We start from the raw sequence: 18291 nt of genomic DNA, 5'->3' as shown, positions 1-18291 counted from the left end.
CAGACAGGCAGCCATCCGGTGCTCGCCAGGAAACTGACTGGGGGGCACGGCAGCCGGGCAGCTGCCGGAAGGGTCGACTTCCTGGGTCGTCGCACCGGATGGCTTCGTGGGTCCTGGTCAGGAGGGAACCAGGGCCCCAACACGCTCCGCATTCGCGTCCGCCTCCAGCAGGGCCGACCGCTTGCCGCGGTGCAGGTCCTTGGCGAACACGCATGCCGCATCGTGTCCTGGGGACAGCTTGAGGGCTGGCGGCACCTGCTGCCTGCAGTCGTCGACCGCCATGGGGCAGCGGGTTCGGAACCTGCAGCCTGACGGTGGATTCGTCGGGCTCGGCACCTCCCCCACCATCAGCGGGACCTTGCGCTGCCTCTCGGCGATCGGGTTGGCTTCTGGAACAGAGGCCAGCAGCATCTGCGAGTATGGATGGCTGGGATGGTCGTAGAGCTCCTGCGACGGGCCATGCTCCACGATCTTGCCGAGATACATGACATAGACGCGCGAGGCCGCCTGCCTGACGAGTTCGAGGTCATGGGCGATGAACAGGCAGGCCACGCCCAAGTCCTTCTGCAATCGCAGGAACAGGTTCATCACCTGGGCACGGATCGAAAGGTCCAGCGCGCTGACCGGCTCATCGCAGATCAACACCCGTGGATTGACCGCAAGCGAACGAGCAATGGCAACGCGCTGGCGTTGACCACCGGAGAGCTCGCGCGTATGGCGGTCCTTCACGACATCGGCCAGGCCGACCTGGTCGAGAAGCTCCTTGGTACGGCGGTCGCGGTCGGCCCTGGACCTGATCCCGTCGATCTGCAGGGCTTCGTCGAGGGCCTCCCCGACCGTCTGGCGATCGTTGAGGGACGAATAGGGATCCTGGAACACGTATTGCAGTGCCCTGCGGCTGTCGCGCAACGCCGCGCCCGAAAGCGTGCTGAGGTCGACGCCATCGAGCAGCACCCGTCCGGAGGTTGCCTTCTCGAGCCCGACGATCGTGCGCCCGAGCGTCGACTTCCCGCAACCAGACTCGCCGACCAGGCCAACGATTTCACCCGGATAGAGTTCGATGGAAACGTCGTCGACCGCATGCACAAACTTGCCGCGCTGGACGCTCTTGAACCTGGTTTGCAGGTTTTCGACTTTAAGAACGGGTCTGTGTGTCATGCTGCTGCCCTTCCTTCATTGACGACGGGACAAGCGACAAAGACCGAACCGTCCGCCGAAGGCACCAAGGGAGGCCGGCTGGCCGTGCATGTGGGGACTGCAAAGTCGCAGCGCGGCGCAAAGGCACAACCCTTGAACGGAGCTCCGAGCGTCGGCGGAATGCCAGGCAGTCCACGGAACTGCGAACCGATCGGGTCTTCCCGTTTCGGAATCGCGTTGATGAGGCCCCGTGTGTATGGGTGACGCGGTGTGACCAGGACCTTGTCCACCGGACCGCGTTCTGCCGCCCGTGCCGCATACATGACGACGATATTGTCGGCGGCACCTGCAACGACGCCCATGTCGTGGGTGATCAGCACCATGGCCATGTTGAGCCGGCGCTGCAGGTCCTTGAGCAGGCGAAGAATCTGCGCCTGAACCGTCACATCGAGAGCAGTCGTCGGCTCGTCGGCGATAAGGAGCTTGGGTTCGCCCGCCAGGGCCGTGGCAATGACGATGCGTTGCCTGAGGCCACCCGACAACTCGTGAGGATACTGGCGCAGCCGGGCAACTGGATCGGAGATGCCAACGAGCTTGACGAGTTCCAGCGCGCGCGCCTCTGCCGCACGCGGTGTCATGTCGAGGTGAAGCTCCGCCATCTCGGCAATCTGGCGACCGATGCGCCGCACGGGATTGAGGGCGCTCATCGGATCCTGGAAGATGAAGCCGATGGACTTGCCGCGTATCTTGCGGATCTCGGGCTCTGGCAATCCGATCAGTTCACGCCCGCCGAAGCGCACCGACCCGGACAGGCTCGTCGTTACGCCAGTCGGCATGAGACCTAGGGGGGCGAAATTCATCACGGTCTTGCCGCTGCCGCTTTCGCCGACGATGGCAAGGCACTCGCCCTGGCGGACGGTGTAGCTTACCCCGTCAACGGGACGGATAGCGGATTTGGCCGTCAGCAGATCGACAGTCAGATTGCTGACGCTCAGAAGCGGTTCGTCATGCATCGGAATTCTCCTTGCCCCAGCCGGCAACTTCGATCCGCCGCATGGCCAGCATGCGCCGCGTCAGTGGCTTCGGGATGCGATTGAGCGCTATGGCTTCGCCGAGCGTGTTGAAGCCAATGACTGCAGCCGTCAGAGCCAGACCGGGCAGGATGACCTGTCGCGGATCGGACTCGAGATAAGGCAATGCGTCGACAAGCATCTGTCCCCATTCCGGCGTCGGCGGCTGAATGCCCAGACCGAGGAAGCTGAGCGTCGCGACGGCAAGGGCTGCCGTGCCGGCGTCCGCCGTTGCATAGACCATCACCGCGCCGATGGTGCCGGGCAGCAGGTGGCCGAAGTAGATTCGCCAGGGGCTGGCGCCAAGCACACGCAGCGCTTCGATATGCGGCTTGCTCATGATGCTGACCGCAACCGCACGGCTGATGCGACCGCTCATCGGCCACCATGCCAGCGCAAGTGCCAGCACCATGGTCCAGTAGCCGGGGCCGACAATACCAATGACCGCCAGCGCAACAATCAGGCTGGGGACCGACAGGCCCACGTCAACGACACGCATCAGCAGGTCGTCGACCCAGCCACGGTGATAGCCGGCGATCGTGCCCATCAGGATGCCGATCGTCATCGCGATGATGAGGACCGAGCCGACGCTGACCAGCGAGGTGTTGGCGGCAATGATCAGGCGACTGAGGGTGTCGCGCCCGAGATGGTCGGTACCCAGCCAGTGGGCGACACTTGGTCCGGCGCCTCCTTGTAGCAGGTTCTGCGCGCTGGGATCCTGAGGCGCGAGCCAGGGGGCAAAGGTGCCCAGCGCAACGAACAGTCCGATGACGACCAGGGCCACGCGGGGGAACTTGTTCAGCCGGGCGAAAATAGGCTTGAGTTTGTCCATGATCAGCTCCATTGGCGCCGGATGCGGGGATCAGTCATCAAGACCGCAAGATCGACGATCAGGTTCACCACGATGAAGAAGGTGAGGAAGATCAGCAGGCATGCCTGCACGACCATGAAGTCGCGGAAGCGCACGCCGGCGAGGAAGTAGTCGCCAACACCCTGCCAGGCGAAGAGCGGCTCGACGATGATCCCCGTGGCCGTCATCAATCCCACCTGGGTGCCAAGTGCATTGATGAATACAGGTGTGATGTTTGGCAGCGCTTCGCGGAACAGGATGGCGGTGCGCCCCAGTCCCTTGCTCTTGGCTGTCAGCACGTAGGGGCTGGTCATAGCCTCCTCCAGTCCGACACGCACGACACGGCTGAGCACTGCTGCCGGCAGGACCGCAACGGTGAGCCATGGCAGCACCCAGCTTACGGGACCGTTGAAACCGAAGGACGGGAACAGTTGGAAGGTGACGGAGAAGCCGTAGATCATCAGCGCCCCGACGAAGAAAGTCGGTGTCGATGCTCCGATGAGGGCCAGACCGCGCGAAACGCGGTCTGGCAGTTTGTAGGGCCAGAAGGCACCCAGGAACCCGAGAAGCAGGCTGAGCAGAGTCGCAATCACGGCGCTGCCTGCGATAAGTGTTCCGGTGACCATCATACGATGCGGCAGGTCCGCACTGACCGCCTGGCCCGTTCTGTAGGAGATGCCGAAATCTCCGCGGGCTGCATCACCTAGCCAATCCACGTAGCGCATCAGCAGTGGCTTGTTCAGTCCTATCTCTTCTTCGACCTGAGCGACGTATCCTGGCACGGCAACTGCGCCGCGCAGTTCGGCAATCAGGACGGCAACATTGCCCGGAGCCGAAACGACGAGCGTGAAGCAGACCACGGAAGCCAGCAACAACAGTGCCAGGGAATGCTTCAGCCGCTTGCTGATGAAGTGGATCAAAGCACCCTCCCTTAGTCGGCCAGCACGATTTTTTCGTACGGCATGTCGTATTCGGTGACCGGGCTGGTGAAGCCCTGGACGCGCTTGGAGTGCGCCCAGATGGTCGGCACGTAGACCAGCGGCGCGATCGCGTCGTTGTCATAGAGCCAGTCGTAGACCTTCTGGATCGTCGGCTCGATCTGGTCCCCCGTCGCCGCCGTCGCCGCATTGATCAGCGGGTCCAGATTTGCAGCGTCAGTGACCAGCTTGCCTTCGACGTCGTTCTTGAAGGTCGACAGGCAGAGCTGCACAACGGATCCGAAAGGATCATAAGGAGCGCCATAGGTGAGGAAGAAACCGAGATCGTACTTCTTCTCGAGCATGTCGGTGTGCTTGGACGCGTGGTCGACCGTGCGGATCACCAGATCGATGCCGATCTCCTTCATCTCGGACTGGATCACTTCGGCGATCACGCGCGAGCCTGGAATGGCCTCCGGGCTGACGACCATCTCGAGCGTCAGCGGCTTGCCATCCTTGGAACGGATGGGACTGCCCGTCCAACCCGCCTTCTCCAGCAGCGCCGAAGCAGCAGCCACATCGAGGACAGGAGCGTCATGCTGCTTGCCGGCATATGGCAGCGCCGACGAAAACAGGTTGCCAGCCGGCTTGGCATAGCCAAGGTAAAGCGCCTGGGAGATTGCCGCGCGGTCAATGCCGATGCTGATCGCCTTGCGAACCTGCTGGTCCTTCAGCGCATCCGCACGGTCGGGGTTGAAGGCCATCACCAGTGAGACGTTGCCCGGATCGATGGCGACATTGAATCCCGCCGTCTCGAGCTGCTTGGCTTCTTCCGGGGTCAGCGCGGCAACCCAGAAACCACCGATCAGGTCGATCTCGCCGGCACGCAAGGCCGCAACCCGCGAACGTGGATCCGAGATAACCTTGGCTTCGAGCCGTTCATAAGACGGCTTGTCACCCCAGTAGCCGTTGTACCGCTCGAAGACACTCTGGGTGTCGTCGGCGCTGACCTGTTGCCACGGTCCCGTACCCACGGGCTCGATGAACTTGCCGTCGGCGCCGACAGACTTCGGACTCAGGAAGCGAACGGGGCGGGTGTAGGAGAGCTCCTGCATGAGCGCGAGCGGCGCTTCCTTGAAACGCAGGGTGATGTGATAGTCGTCGACCACATCAAGGGATTCGAAATACTTGGAGCAGTTCATCCAGCTGTACTGATCCTTGCCCATCCAGCGGGCGAGATTCCACTTGCACGAAGTCGCATCGAAGGCTGTGCCGTCCTGGAAGGTGACACCCTGGCGCAACGTCAGCTGGAGCGTCTTGCCGCCGTCTTCGATCTTCCAGTCCGTCGCAAGGCAGGGCTCGATCTGACCGCCCTTGCCGTACTTCACCAGCGGCTCGAACATCAGATCCTGGATCGCCCAGATGGCGTAATGGCTCTGTGGATCGAGATTGCCCGCCGGCTTGGCAATGGCGACGCGTAACGTGCCTGCCGCCCCTTGGGCATAGGCAATCCTGACAAAGGCGGCTTCGGCCGCGGCCAGCCCCACGGCCACCGACGATGCCTGCAAAAATGAACGCCTGTTGAGTGTCATTGGGTAGCTCCTCTCTTTGATGGTCGTTCCCTGGCGCCTTGAAACTTCCGTTACGGAAATAAGCGCTCTCTTGTATAGACATATCATTCTAGGCATGTATACAATCTTTCGTCAATATCGTATTTTTTGAAAGGAAGTTGCGCGGGCGGTCAGATCGCATGGCACGTTTGGTGGAGGAGGACGAACTCGTCACTGAGGCGTCTCGAGCGGAACCTGGAGGCTTGGCACCCTCCAGATTGACGGTGAAACTTGGCCAAAAACAGTTGCAGACGCTCTGCTGGCCGAAGCAAACGGTAGCCACGCAAGCATTCGGAGACGAGCTATCGCGCTCCGCAATGAATCCAAATCTTGTAAATAATTGTATACTCCAATGGAGGAACTAGTGCGAATTAAGCTGATAAACCCCAATACCACTGCTTCGATGACCGAGCTTATGGGCGAAGCCGCGCGTGCGGTTGCAGCACCCGGCACTGAAGTTGTTCTTGCAACATCTCGGTCTGGCGCAGCATCGATCGAAGGGCATTACGACGAAGCCTTGAGCGTCCTGGGCACCATCGATGAGATACTCGAAGGGGATGCCGCCGACGCATATGTGATCGGCTGCTTCGGCGATCCGGGGCTGCTCGCCGCTAGAGAGATCACCGCTGCTCCCGTCATTGGCATTGCGGAAGCGGCCATGTATGCGGCGGCATTTGTCGCCACCAGCTTCTCCATCGTCACGACACTCGAACGCACCCGCGTCATCTCCGAACATCTGGTTCGGAACTACGGCATGCAGGACCATTGTCGGCGCGTGCGGGCCACCGATGTCCCCGTGCTGGAGCTTGAAAAGCCGGGTTCCAGCGCTCGCGCCATCATCCTGGGCGAGTGCGAGGAAGCGCTGCGTCATGATCGTTCGGAAGCAATCATTCTCGGCTGCGCCGGCATGGCGGACCTGGCAAAGTATCTGGAGGAACGACTCGGCGTTCCGGTGATCGACGGCGTGGCCGCAGCCGTAAAATTTGCCGAAGCCATCGTCGGGATGGGCTTGCGCACGTCCAAGGCTGGCGACCTGGCGTACCCATTGCCGAAACCTTATGTCGGCAAGCTCTCCAGCTATGCTCCCACTAAGTTGTTTCCGACGACCAAGCGTCAATCAGCCGAACGCTTCGCGATTTCAGGGTAAGACCATGGATTTCGATTTCGCCGAACTGCCCGAAAATGACCGCTACCGGCTGCTCTCCAACTTCGTCGGGCCGCGCCCCATCGCGCTGGTCACCACCATCGACGAGCACGGCTGCAACAATGCCGCGCCGATGAGCTTCTTCAACGTCTTCTCGCATGAGCCGCCGCTGCTCATCCTCGGCATGCAGACCCGACGGCACCGCCAAGGACACCGTCGCCAACATCAGGCGTTCGGGTGAGTTCGTCGTCCACGGTCGCCGGCATCAACTTCCCCAGCGATGTCGACGAGATCGAGTTCGCGGGGCTCACCAGTACGCCGTCGGTCAAGCTCGCCGCCCCCCGCATCGAGGAAGCGCCTTGCGCCATGGAATGCCGGGTGTCGCAGATCCTCGACTATGGCCGCCGCACCATCGTCATCGGCGAGGTCGTGCAGATGTATGTGCGCGATGAATACCTCGACCGTGGCCGCTACGTCCGGCCGGAGGTCTACCAGCCGATCGCGCGTTTGCATGCCGACAACTATATCGTCGCCGACAACCAGTTTACCCTGAAGAAGCCTCATGAGCTTCTCCATCATGAGAGGTCAGCGGGCAGCGAAACAAAGGCCTAACTGCCGCCGCTGGCTATCTACCCATTGAGCAACCGATCGTGGATGGGCGATTTTAGGGGCCGCCCATCCACGATGGTTAGTTCAGCTCTAACCCTCATTCTAAGATCGACAAAGCAATCCTCTACCCGACCAGCGATCTGCGCTTTGAGACAAATCGATACTCGTTGTTTACAGGTCCACAGCCACACTGCGGCTCGAACAGGTGTCTCCGCCTGCAGCCGTTCAACCGATCTGAGGGCGCCAGCGAGAAAGATGAGCGCGAAATCCGTGCTCGACCTCGGTCGACTTGGGATAGGTCGCGAACTTCTTTGTCTCCGGATCGAAGGCGTGGACGGCGTTCCCCCCGAAATCGGAAAGCTAGACCGTGTCACTTTCGTCCACATAGACCGCATAGACGCGGGGATCGTCGCCGGGCACCCGCCACGCGTCCCAGCTTCCAACCTGCGGATCGTGCATCGACACCTGCCCCGAATTCCATTCCCAAATCCAGAGCCTTCCCCCGCTGTCCGACCAGACGCGGCGCGCGCCCTGTTCGCTGGTCGGGGGCTCGATCACCTGGGCCTCACCGCTTTCGCGGTCGATTCTTGCGAGATAGCTGCCGGCCAGCGACACGAAATAGACGTCTCCGCCAGGGGTTGCGGTAATGCCGTAGGGGCCGCGCCCCTCGGGAGCCTGGAAAACCTTCACGTCGCCCTTCGCGGGATCGAACCTCCCATAGATTCCGTTCTGCCCGGTGAACCAGAGGACGCCGTCGCCGTCGAAAGCTCCGGTATTGAGATTGGCGTGCCGATGTCCTCCGGAAGCGCCCAAACTTTTGTTTTCTCAGTCTTCGGGTCGAAGCGCACGATGGCGTTGAGCCCGCCGTCGGTGATCCAGGCTCCGCCATCCGGGCCCTGGATGACGCCATGCGGCCTGGAGCCTTCCCCAAGCGGGACCTGGCGGACTTTGCCCGTCTCGGGATCAAGGATGCCGAGCGCGCCTTGATGCTGGACCGTGTCCCAGACGTTTCCATCCGGCGCCGGCGCAACACCGTGCGGGTGTGCGCCTTGCGGAAGGTCGTAAACCTGACGTTCCTGTGCGGTGGCCGAAAAGGCTGCAAGGCTGGCGGCGAGAGCGACAAAGCGGACGAGGCGGTACATGAGAACCTCCGGGCTGCTGCGGCGCTGGCCAATACACTACCCGACTGCGCCGCAGTGATGACAGACCCCACAATCAGTCGATCACGATCGCGCGACTATCGCTTTTTGGCCATATCCATGCCGCTGATTGCCGTGACGTGATCGACCCTTGCTAAGGTAAAATATTGGTGACGTTGTGCAGCGTGAAGCCTAGAGCGATGAAGGAACCCAGCCCTGCCACGCCAGCTGGGAACGCAGCGTGCGCCGCGCATTTGGATTCCGAGCCTGTTCTTGGCTTCGTTGAGCGCCGTTTCTGATCCAGCTGATCAGCGGCGGCATGCAATTGTCCCCCTTTTGCTACATGCCAGGTCTGCGCGAGAGACGACCTACAGTCAGATCGTCCGAAGTTGATCAGCCGACGTTTTGCCGGACCTCTTGTCTTGTACGATCTCGTAGCTGACCTTCTGGCAATCGCTAAGAGAACGGAGTCCTGCCCTTTCAACGGCGCTGATATGGACAAAGACGTCCTGCCCACCATCATCAGGTTGGATGAAGCCGAACCCTTTCTGTGAAGCGAACCACTTCACCGTACCGGTGCTCATAACGAAGGCACTTCCCTGACAAATCCAAATCGGCGACCGTACGCTTGCACGCAGGTCCCCGAATAGGAAGCCTCATTCCGCTGCCGCAGCCCACTTCCAGTTGCGGATTTCGGGTATGTCTTCACCATGCTGCCTGATGTAACTGAAATGCTCGGCTAGCTTGTCGCGCATGATCTGGCCGAAATGCCCGGCGCGCGCGCCAAGGCGTGGGACGCGGGCAACGGCATCCGCCGCAAGGTGAAACCTGTCGATCTCGTTCAGTACCGCCATGTCGAACGGCGTCGTGGTCGTGCCCTCTTCCTTGTAGCCGTGGACATGAAAATTCTGATGATTGGCGCGCCGATAGGTCAGCCGATGGATCAGCGTCGGATAGCCGTGATAGGCAAAGATCACCGGCCTTTCCGTGGTGAACATCGCGTCGAAGTCGCCGTCGCTCAGGCCATGCGGGTGTTGGCTGGGCGGTTGCAGCGCCATCAGGTCGACGACGTTCACGACGCGGACCTTGAGATCAGGAACATGGCGCCGAAGCAGGTCAGCCGCGGCCAACGTCTCGAGCGTTGGCACATCGCCGGCGCAGGCCAGCACAACATCGGCCTCGCCATGGCCGTCATTGCTTGCCCATTTCCATACGCCGGCGCCTTTGGCGCAGTGTCCCGCCGCGGCGGCGACATCCAGCCACTGCAATGCCGGCGCCTTGCCCGCAACGATGACGTTGACGTAGTCGCGGCTGCGCAGGCAGTGGTCGGTGACCGAGAGCAGCGTGTTGGCGTCGGGCGGCAGATAGACCCGGATCGTGTCGGCCTTCTTGTTGGCGACATGATCGATGAAGCCGGGATCCTGGTGGCTGAAGCCATTGTGATCCTGCTGCCAAACGTGCGATGTGAGCAGATAGGTGAGCGAGGCGATCGGCTTGCGCCAGGGGACCTCGCGCGACACCTTCAGCCATTTGGCATGCTGGTTGAACATCGAATCGACGATGTGGATGAAGGCTTCATAGCAGGAAAAGAACCCGTGCCGCCCCGTGAGCAGGTACCCCTCCAGCCAGCCCTGGCAGAGATGCTCGCTTAGGACTTCCATGACGCGGCCGTCAGGAGCGAGTTGCGTATCGCCCTCGACGATCTCGCCGGTGAAGGCGCGGCTGGTGACCTCGAACAGGGCCGATAGCCGGTTGGATTCCGTTTCGTCGGGTCCGAACACGCGGAAATTGCGTTCCGCCATGTTGAGCTTCATGACATCGCGCAGAAAGGTCCCCGCAACACGGGTCGCTTGGCCGATGACCGTGCCGGGAGCAGGCACGTCGACCGCATAGTCGTGGAAATCTGGCAGTTGCAGATCGCGCAGGAGTAGACCGCCATTGGCATGCGGGTTCGCACCCATGCGGCGATCGCCTTGGGGCGCGAGTTCCCTCAGCTCGGCCAGCAGCCTGCCCGTCTCGTCGAACAGTTCTTGCGGCCGGTAGCTGCGCAGCCAGTCTTCCAGCACGGCAAGATGACCGGGGTCGCCGGCCAGACCGGCCAGCGGGACCTGGTGCGAGCGCCAAGAGCCTTCGGTCTTCTTGCCGTCGACCTGCTTGGGGCCGGTCCATCCCTTCGGCGTGCGCAGCACGATCATCGGCCAGGCGGGCCGGCCGGAAAAACCATTTGTCCGCGCGTCCGACTGGATCTGGCGGATTTCCGCGACAATCTGGTCGAGCGTTGCAGCCATGACCTGATGAAGCACGTCCGGGTCGTCACCTTCGACGAAATACGGCTTGTATCCATAGCCATGAAACAGCGCCTCGACTTCCTCATGGCTGATCCGGGCAAGGATTGTCGGGCTGGCGATCTTGTAGCCGTTGAGGTGGAGGATCGGCAGAACCGCGCCGTCTCGCGCCGGATTGAGGAACTTGTTCGAATGCCAGCTGGTGGCGAGCGGCGCGGTTTCGGCTTCGCCGTCGCCCACCACACAGGCGACCATAAGGTCCGGATTGTCGAAGGCGGCGCCATAGGCATGCATCAGCGAATAGCCGAGTTCGCCGCCCTCGTTGATCGAACCCGGAGTCTCCGCCGCGACATGGCTGGAAATGCCGCCTGGAAAGGAAAACTGGGTGAACAGTTTTTTCAGGCCGTCTTCGTCCTCGGAAATATCGGGATAGAATTCGCTGTACGTACCTTCGAGATAGGTGTTGGCCACCAAGCCAGGACCGCCGTGTCCGGGTCCCGCGACATAAATCATGTCGAGATCAAACTGTTTTATGATCCGGTTGAGATGGACGTAGATGAAGTTCAGCCCCGGCGTCGTGCCCCAATGGCCAAGCAGCCGCGGCTTCACGTGCGTTAACTGCAGCGGCTCGTCGAGCAGCGGATTGTCGCGGAGGTAGATCTGGCCGACCGACAAAAAATTGGCAGCCCGCCAGTAGGCGTGCACCTTACGGAGGAGGTCTGGCGAGAGCGGCTCGTTCATGTGCGTAGTTCCTTGTGAGAAGTGTGGTCCAGGACGCGGCCGACCGCCTTGGCGATTATCATTTCTTCATCGGTCGCGATAACGCGGACGCTGACGTGGTCCGCATCCATTGAAATGACCGCCTCGTTGTTATCGTTCCGCCTCGCGTCGAGATTAATGCCGAGGAAATCGAGATCGGTACAAATGCGCGCCCGGACAACCGGGGAATTCTCGCCGATGCCGCCCGTGAAGACCAGCGTATCGACGCCGCCAAGCGCCGCGGCCAATGCGCCAATGCTCTTCCTGAGCTGGTAGCAGAAGAGATCGACGGCTTCGGAAGCGCGCACGTCGCTCGCTTCGCGGTCCAGAAGATCGCGCAGATCCGAACTCGTTTCCGAAACGCCAAGCAATCCGGACTCGTGATTGACCATGCGGTGAAATCGATCGACCGTCATGCCCTCTGTGCGGACCAAAAACATAAGCAGCCCCGGATCGAGATCGCCGGCCCGCGTGCCCATGGGCACGCCGGCGGCGGGCGTGAATCCCATGGTCGTGTCGATGCCCTTGCCGTTCCGAACCGCCGACAGGCTGACGCCGTTGCCGAGGTGAGCCAGGATCAAGCGGCCCGAGGCTGCCTCTTCGCCCGCGACGCGCGTCAGTTCCTCGACGAGAAATTCATAGGAAAGGCCGTGGAAGCCAAGGCGTTCGACGCCCAACGGTCCGTAGCGCCGCGGAATCGGCAGGATTTTTGCCACCCGCGGCATGTTCTGGTGAAAGGCGGTGTCGAAGCAGGCGACCTGCGACAACGTCGGGGCGCGATTGCTGAACAGTTCGATCAGCGCTATCTCGGACGGCAGATGCTCGGCCGCATAGGCGCTGATGCGCCGCAATTCGCCCATCAATTCGTTTGTCACAGGTTGCGGTGCCTTGTAGCGCGCCCCGCCGTTTACTACACGGTGGCCGATCGCCTTCAACGAAGCCAGTCTGATGCGCTGGTCGAGCCAATCGAGAAGGAAGCTCGCGGCCGCCCGGTAATCCATCTCGCCGATTGGCTGGCTCTCCTTCTCGCCGCCGGCCAGATCCGTGAAGCTGAGCGTCGTCTCCCGCCCGCCGATCCGATCTATCTTGCCGTGCAGCCGCCGGGTGGTGGCCGCGCCTGTCTCGAACACAGCGAACTTGATGCTCGACGAGCCGCCATTGATCGTCAGCACCCATGGTTCGGGCATGCTCAGAGTACCAACACGGGGGCAAAGCCCCCGCCCGGCGTCCTGAAATTCGTGGTCTGGCCCTGATAGAGCCGCGCGGCCGCGAGCAGCACCCGGCCACTATACGTATAAAGCCGCACGTCCATTTTGCGCGGTGCGGGTGCGCCATCGATCTCGATCATGCGCTGCCCGGGTGCGGCGAAGGCTTGGGCCACGAAGCCACCCCGGGCGATCTCGGTCCATACTCCTTTCGTTACCTTGTCGCCGCGGTAGACCGCCTTGCTGCCATGGCCGGAGAGCGGCTTGAAGAACATGTCCTTACGGGAGTGCCAGAGTGCGTCCGCATTGTCGGGCGTGACTAGAACGGTCCGCGGAACACCGGCAAGCCGCAAGCGCATATCTGCAGAAAGGCCAAAGGCTTCCAGCGCGGCCGGATCGGACAGCAGCGTCAGATTGCGTTTGCTTGCAAAAAGCGCATGGTTGTGCGGATTGGGCGTGACCACCACCGCGCCGTCCCGATACGCCGCTCTGAGTACTGCATGCTCCGGGCGATCCAGCGCGAAATCGACCAGGCGATTGTAGACAAGGTCGATCTCGTGGCCGGCGAGCCGGAGCCTGCCGCTTTCATATTGCAGCTCGCTCGCGTCGCCAACCACGGCGTCGATGCCGTGCTTCAGCAACATCCACCTGGCGAGCACGAACTCAGGATAGAGATACTGATCCTCGGGCCGATCGTCGATGATCGCGATTCGTCGCGGCGAACTGGCGCCGCGCTGGCGTTGCCATTCGTCCCTGAACATTGCGACAACGCGGGTTTCGAAATCATCGTCTCTGGTGCCGATCAGCCCCTGCTCGACTTGCGCACAGCAAGCCTTCTGGGCTTTGGCCAGCAGCGCATTGAGGAACGCACCGCCGGCGTTGGTGTTCACTTCGATCAGCTTGGGGCCATCGTCACCGAGATGGAAATCGTAACCCATCAGCGCGCCGGCCGGACCGAAATCCCGCTGCGCGATTTCGGGGGCCCAGGAGAGGACGGCGTCGCGGTAGCCTGGCAATTTCGTCGCCGCCTCGATGGCATCGACGATCCCGCGCATCTCCTCGATGACGGATTTGGAGAGGAAGACCGGGACATTGGAAAACAGATGCGGCCGCGACTCGATGAAAGCTTCGTAGAAGCCGGTGACGCCGGCCTCGTGATCCAGCGCCGCCCACAACGCTGCGCGGTCGAGCGTAATGCAGAAGCAATTCCGGTTAAGCCGCTCTGTCACGGAACGGCTGGCCTCTGCCAGGCCGGGATCCTCGAGCACATTCATCTCGTCCTCGCCTTCGGGTGGTCGCTTTCCCAAGATAGGGCCGTGGTAGTTTGCGGCATTAACCAGCTTGCTATCGACACTGCGTGCCATCCAGCCGCATGAAACTCGTGACCCATTTTCGAAGCTTCCACGACTTCAGACCGACAATAGAGACATCCCATCAGCGTCCAATGATTGCCTAGCCACTTACGGCGCTTAACATGTTCTGACTTTGATTTGAGTCAAAGCGGTGATCGTGATGGGCTCTAGACTACAACAATGAAACTCACGCTGACCCACTTCCACGTCCTGCTCGCCGCGATCATCCTGATCGCCGGCAGCGCGATGGTGAGCAGTGCACCGGGACTTGCCGGAGAAGCTTGGGATACCGCTGTCGAATTCGGCGTTGCCGGTGACAGTACGGCTCTCCCCGCCAACGGTTTAGACCCAGTGACAAGTCACAATGCGGCAACAGCCCAGGACAGCCACCACAACGGTTGCAGGCAAGATTGCAGCACGAATTGCATGTCCTCGACCGGATCGGGTTGTTGCGGTGCCGCCGTTCCCGTGACAAGTGGGTGCGAGACTCTCGATCGTGCCTCAATCGCCGCATACGGCATGGATGCCGGGTTTCTGGGAACAGGCATCCATCCCGAGGCTCTCCTGCAACCTCCCCGTTTCTTCGCCTGACACCGCGATCCCGCGCCGCCGCGGGTATCTGAGGCTGTTCAAAGCTGCAGCACTCATCGACCCGCTGTCCCGCGAGCAATCCCGAAATCCAACTGTACCGGCGATTCTGGTTGCCTTTTCGCACCCAATGAGAGTTCGCCAGTCAGGTCACTTCGACAACAAGGAAACAGCCATGAAAACCCACCTTCGATTGATTCTACTTGCCGCATTCGTGGCCGCGGCCGGCGCGGCGTTCGCTCAGACGGATGAGCACCACCCAGACGCCGACGCGACACGTCCTCCGCTGGCGGCGCCGGCCCAGGAATCGACCCCGGGCAGCATGCCAGAGCAATGTACGGCGATGATGTCGATGATGCAGAAGATGATGCCGATGATGCAGGGCGGCATGATGCAAGGCATGCCGATGGACACCGCCAACATGTCCGATGCCACAAAGGCATACATGGAGGCCATGAAGAAAATGGACGGCCCGATGATGCAGGGCGTCCAGACCACCGACCCCGATGTCGCCTTCGTCCAAGCGATGATCCCGCACCATCAGGGCGCGATCGACATGGCCCGAGCCGTCCTGCAGTTCGGCAAGGATGACGAGGTCAAGGCTTGGGCCAATGAGATCATCACCGCCCAGGAATCCGAAATCGCCAAAATGCAGGAATGGCTCAAGCAGCACGCCAAATAGATGGAGAAGCCCAATGAACAGACTTAGCACTCTGTCGGTTGGCGTCGCGCTGGGCGCCACACTCGCCCTGATGAGCATGCTCTGTGCCCTGGCTTTTGCGCTCTGGCCGGACGCAACACTCGACTTCTTCGGCGCTTTCACCCACGGGCTTGATCTTGGCGCGGTCAAATCAACTGCTCCGATGAGCGCCGGTCGTAGTCTCTACGGTGTTGTCGGCTTGGGAATCGTCGGGCTCGTCGCGGGTGTCGTGTACGCCTCCATCTACAATGTCGTCGCGACCGGGAGCCGATAGATCCAAATGATTGAAGGTAAGCACCATTCTCTATCAAGCTACCAGTGGAAGGAGCCCAACGCATGAACACGCAAACACAATATCCGGCTGATCACCCGGTCGGGCACGGACCTGAACCCGAGTTCGAGCCAAGACCGCGTGGATTTTGGACTTCGAAGACCGGTCTGGTCACGATTGCGTTCCTGCTGATTGCCGCCTTTTTCCTTCTTTCCGAGCACCGGGCGCATGCCCTCGGCGTCCTTCCCTTCCTGCTGCTTTTGGCCTGCCCTCTGCTGCACATGTTCATGCACGGCGGGCATGGCGGCCACGGGGGGCACGGCGGTCACGGGCGGCATAGCCAGCAGAAGGAAATTGAGCCGAGCGCGCAAAAAGGTTCGACGCGCGGAAAAGGAGCATGACCATGGTCGCGCAATCTCAAGCCTATGGCCTTTGGGGTCTTGTCATCGTCAATTCGGCGGTCTTCATCCTGTTCGCCTTCAGCTTTTTCAAGCCGCGGACGGGCCGTGACTGGCGCTCCTTCGGTGCGTTCAGCGCCTTCCTGGTGGCGCTGTTCGCAGAGATGTACGGGTTCCCTTTGACCATCTACCTTCTCTCAGGTTGGCTGCAATCGTGGTACCCCGGCATTGACTGGTTCTCGCATGACGCGGGTCATCTCCTGGAGATGATGTTCGGTTGGCGGCTAAACCCGCACTTCGGCCCGTTCCACATTGTCAGCTTCATCCTGATTGGTGGCGGATTCGTGCTGATCTCGGCCGCCTGGCGCGTGCTCTTCGAAGCACAGCGCAAAGGCCGCCTCGCCACGAGTGGCCCGTACGCCTATGTCCGCCATCCGCAATATGTCGGCTTTGTCCTCGTTATGGCGGGTTTCCTCGTCCAGTGGCCGACGCTGCTGACGCTGGCGATGTTCCCGATCCTGGTAGCGATGTATGTGCGGCTTTCCTTCGTGGAGGAGCGCGAGGCGAGGAAGGAGTTCGGCGAGGCATACGACCGCTATGCAGCCAGCGTGCCCGCCTTCTTCCCGCACTTAGGTACGTTGTTTCGTTCTGCCGACGAGCGTCGCACGCGTTGATCGCCGCCGCTGCGTCATTGCTGGCCAAATGTGAGTCTTGTTGTCCCATCTAAACCCTGAGTTCCGAGATTTCGGAGTTCAAAACCGGAGGCGATCATGAAGCGCCGAGATTTCCTTAAAAGTGCACTTGCCGGCGCCGCAATTCTTGCGGCGCCATCGTTCCCGCTCAGGCCGGCCTTCGCCGGTCAGTCGGGCGGCCAGACGGCGCTTGGCATTGTCCGCCGCACGATCGAGGTGAACGGCAAGGCTGCCAGCGTATTCGGCCTCCAGCGGGCCGACGGTGCGCCGGGCCTCCGCTTGCGGGCCGGAGATGCCTTCAATGTCCTGCTTCGCAACGAGACCGCCGAGTCGACCATCATCCACTGGCATGGCCTGACGCCGCCCTGGCCAAGCGACGGCGTCGCCGATGCGCCGCTCCCGCTCATCGCCGCTGGAACGGATCGCGCCTACGATTTTCCGGTCGGCACGCCGGGCACGCATTGGATGCATGCCCACACCTTGCAGGAGCAGGCGCTTCTTGCCGCGCCGTTGATCGTCGCCGATCCCAACGCTGATGGACGGGACGAACAGGAGATCGTCATCCTGTTGCACGACTTCTCCTTCTCATCGCCGGAGGAGTTGCTGGCAGGGCTGCAGGGCAAAAATATCGCCCCCGCCATGCCGATGGACCACAGCGGCATGGACATGGCGGGGGCGCAAACGATGGCTCATGGCAACGAAGCCATGGCGATGGACATCAACGACATCGAATACGACGCCTATCTGGCCAATGATCGTACGCTGGACGATCCCGAAGTCTTCTCGATGGAAGCCGGCGGCCGCGCGCGGGTGCGCATCATCAACGGCGCTACCGCGACGGCATTCACGATCGACTTTGGCGAACTCGATGGAGAACTGATCGCTGTCGACGGTCAGGACATAGAGCCGCTCAAAGGCCGGCGATTTCCGATGACGATGGGACAGCGCATCGACGTCCGTGTGCAGTTGCCGCGCGAACCCCGCTCCTTCCCGATCCTGGCGCTGCGCGAGGGAAGCGGGGAGCGAACCGGATTCATCCTGCGTCCGACCGGAGCAGAAGTGGTGAAGATCGCTACGGAAGCGGACGACGCGGCTCCCGTCCTCGACCTCGCTCTGGAAGCTCAACTCCGAGCCATTGCACCACTGGCATCGCGCCCAGCGGACAAGACGTTCGACATGGCGCTCACCGGTGACATGGCCGCCTACCGCTGGGGCCTGCAGACGAACCCGCCGCTCGTCGTGGATCCGGGCGACCGTGTGGAAGTAACGCTGCGCAACACCAGCATGATGGCGCATCCAATGCACCTGCACGGCCATCATTTCCAGGTGGTTGCGATCGATGGGCAGCGCCTTGCAGGAGCGGTGAGGGACACGGTCCTGCTGCCGCCCGGTCGCTCGGTGACAATCGCCGTCGATGCCGGCAATCCCGGCCAGTGGGCCTTCCACTGCCACCATCTCTACCACATGGCGACCGGGATGATGTCGACGTTCGCCTATCGAGCCTAGGGCATCTGCAGGCCGCGGTGATTGTCCGCGGCCTGCACAACCAAACCGCAGCCATCTTG

At 61.6% G+C, this 18291-nt stretch carries 18 protein-coding genes and 1 pseudogene; 9 read left to right on the top strand and 10 right to left on the bottom strand.

Translation table 11 applies throughout. The features are described 5' to 3' along the window. Nucleotides 1–117 precede the first annotated feature (117 nt). The 5 genes from HNQ95_RS03845 to HNQ95_RS03825 are packed head-to-tail and all read right to left on the bottom strand — an operon-like array spanning nt 118 to nt 5566. A complete protein-coding gene (locus HNQ95_RS03845; RefSeq protein ID WP_182573355.1) occupies nt 118–1158 on the bottom strand; it encodes an ABC transporter ATP-binding protein in 1041 nt (346 codons plus the stop codon). Beyond that, nucleotides 1155–2150 (bottom strand): ABC transporter ATP-binding protein, encoded by a 996-nt coding sequence (locus HNQ95_RS03840; protein ID WP_182573356.1) that lies wholly within the window; start codon nt 2148–2150, stop codon nt 1155–1157. The genes HNQ95_RS03845 and HNQ95_RS03840 overlap by 4 nt, the downstream gene beginning before the upstream one ends. Continuing rightward, nucleotides 2143–3051, bottom strand: coding sequence for an ABC transporter permease (locus HNQ95_RS03835; RefSeq protein ID WP_182573357.1), 909 nt, complete (start codon nt 3049–3051; stop codon nt 2143–2145). Before HNQ95_RS03835 ends, HNQ95_RS03840 begins: the two co-directional genes overlap by 8 nt. Further along, nucleotides 3042–3977 carry an ABC transporter permease gene (locus tag HNQ95_RS03830; protein WP_182573358.1) on the bottom strand — a complete coding sequence of 312 codons (936 nt, stop codon included), beginning with the start codon at nt 3975–3977 and terminating at the stop codon, nt 3042–3044. The genes HNQ95_RS03835 and HNQ95_RS03830 overlap by 10 nt, the downstream gene beginning before the upstream one ends. An 11-nt stretch (nt 3978–3988) precedes the next feature. Further along, a complete protein-coding gene (locus HNQ95_RS03825; protein WP_182573359.1) occupies nt 3989–5566 on the bottom strand; it encodes a nickel ABC transporter substrate-binding protein in 1578 nt (525 codons plus the stop codon). Nucleotides 5567–5948: 382 nt separating this feature from the next. Between HNQ95_RS03825 and HNQ95_RS03820 the strand changes: the two genes are divergently transcribed. Both HNQ95_RS03820 and HNQ95_RS03815 read left to right on the top strand, forming a co-directional pair. Then, on the top strand, nt 5949–6731 hold the full coding sequence (locus HNQ95_RS03820; RefSeq protein ID WP_312870904.1) for an aspartate/glutamate racemase family protein: 783 nt from the start codon (nt 5949–5951) through the stop codon (nt 6729–6731). Between the two features lie 4 nt (nt 6732–6735). Beyond that, nucleotides 6736–7340: pseudogene (locus HNQ95_RS03815) on the top strand (flavin reductase family protein). Nucleotides 7341–7697: 357 nt separating this feature from the next. Here the strand turns inward: HNQ95_RS03815 and HNQ95_RS03810 are convergent. Continuing rightward, the gene (locus HNQ95_RS03810; RefSeq protein ID WP_182573361.1) at nt 7698–8150 is read right to left on the bottom strand and encodes a Vgb family protein; all 453 of its coding nucleotides are present in this window, start codon (nt 8148–8150) and stop codon (nt 7698–7700) included. Between the two features lie 95 nt (nt 8151–8245). Between HNQ95_RS03810 and HNQ95_RS03805 the strand changes: the two genes are divergently transcribed. Beyond that, nucleotides 8246–8620, top strand: coding sequence for a hypothetical protein (locus HNQ95_RS03805; protein ID WP_182573362.1), 375 nt, complete (start codon nt 8246–8248; stop codon nt 8618–8620). 230 nt (nt 8621–8850) lie between these two features. Here the strand turns inward: HNQ95_RS03805 and HNQ95_RS03800 are convergent, their stop codons facing one another. From HNQ95_RS03800 to HNQ95_RS03785, 4 genes are all read right to left on the bottom strand, one after another. Further along, entirely contained in the window at nt 8851–9060 is a 210-nt protein-coding gene (locus tag HNQ95_RS03800; RefSeq protein WP_182573363.1) for a cold-shock protein, read from the bottom strand. Nucleotides 9061–9132: 72 nt separating this feature from the next. After that, nucleotides 9133–11502, bottom strand: a complete 2370-nt coding sequence (locus tag HNQ95_RS03795; protein ID WP_182573364.1) for a phosphoketolase family protein — start codon at nt 11500–11502, stop codon at nt 9133–9135. Next, the gene (locus HNQ95_RS03790) at nt 11499–12692 is read right to left on the bottom strand and encodes an acetate/propionate family kinase (protein WP_312870905.1); all 1194 of its coding nucleotides are present in this window, start codon (nt 12690–12692) and stop codon (nt 11499–11501) included. The genes HNQ95_RS03795 and HNQ95_RS03790 overlap by 4 nt, the downstream gene beginning before the upstream one ends. A gap of 17 nt (nt 12693–12709) precedes the next feature. Then, nucleotides 12710–13999 carry an ATP-grasp domain-containing protein gene (locus tag HNQ95_RS03785; RefSeq protein ID WP_182573513.1) on the bottom strand — a complete coding sequence of 430 codons (1290 nt, stop codon included), beginning with the start codon at nt 13997–13999 and terminating at the stop codon, nt 12710–12712. Nucleotides 14000–14257: 258 nt separating this feature from the next. On the opposite strand from HNQ95_RS03785, the gene HNQ95_RS03780 reads away from it, so the two are divergent. The 6 genes from HNQ95_RS03780 to HNQ95_RS03755 all read left to right on the top strand — a co-directional run bounded on the left by HNQ95_RS03780 (nt 14258) and on the right by HNQ95_RS03755 (nt 18232). Then, entirely contained in the window at nt 14258–14668 is a 411-nt protein-coding gene (locus HNQ95_RS03780) for a hypothetical protein (protein ID WP_182573366.1), read from the top strand. Further along, nucleotides 14601–15347 (top strand): CopM family metallochaperone, encoded by a 747-nt coding sequence (gene copM / locus HNQ95_RS03775; protein ID WP_246340533.1) that lies wholly within the window; start codon nt 14601–14603, stop codon nt 15345–15347. The genes HNQ95_RS03780 and copM overlap by 68 nt, the downstream gene beginning before the upstream one ends. Nucleotides 15348–15360: 13 nt before the next feature. Next, nucleotides 15361–15639, top strand: a complete 279-nt coding sequence (locus HNQ95_RS03770) for a DUF5676 family membrane protein (RefSeq protein WP_182573367.1) — start codon at nt 15361–15363, stop codon at nt 15637–15639. A gap of 62 nt (nt 15640–15701) precedes the next feature. Next, entirely contained in the window at nt 15702–16037 is a 336-nt protein-coding gene (locus HNQ95_RS03765; protein ID WP_182573368.1) for a DUF2933 domain-containing protein, read from the top strand. Nucleotides 16038–16039: 2 nt separating this feature from the next. Beyond that, the gene (locus tag HNQ95_RS03760) at nt 16040–16708 is read left to right on the top strand and encodes a methyltransferase family protein (protein ID WP_182573515.1); all 669 of its coding nucleotides are present in this window, start codon (nt 16040–16042) and stop codon (nt 16706–16708) included. Nucleotides 16709–16804: 96 nt separating this feature from the next. Continuing rightward, on the top strand, nt 16805–18232 hold the full coding sequence (locus HNQ95_RS03755; protein WP_182573369.1) for a multicopper oxidase family protein: 1428 nt from the start codon (nt 16805–16807) through the stop codon (nt 18230–18232). Nucleotides 18233–18291: the final 59 nt, after the last annotated feature.

It is taken from the genome of Aminobacter ciceronei, assembly GCF_014138625.1.
Lineage (GTDB): Bacteria > Pseudomonadota > Alphaproteobacteria > Rhizobiales > Rhizobiaceae > Aminobacter > Aminobacter ciceronei.
The sequence above is the reverse complement of the archived record's forward strand: the minus strand, read 5'-3'. Positions and strand labels throughout refer to the sequence as shown.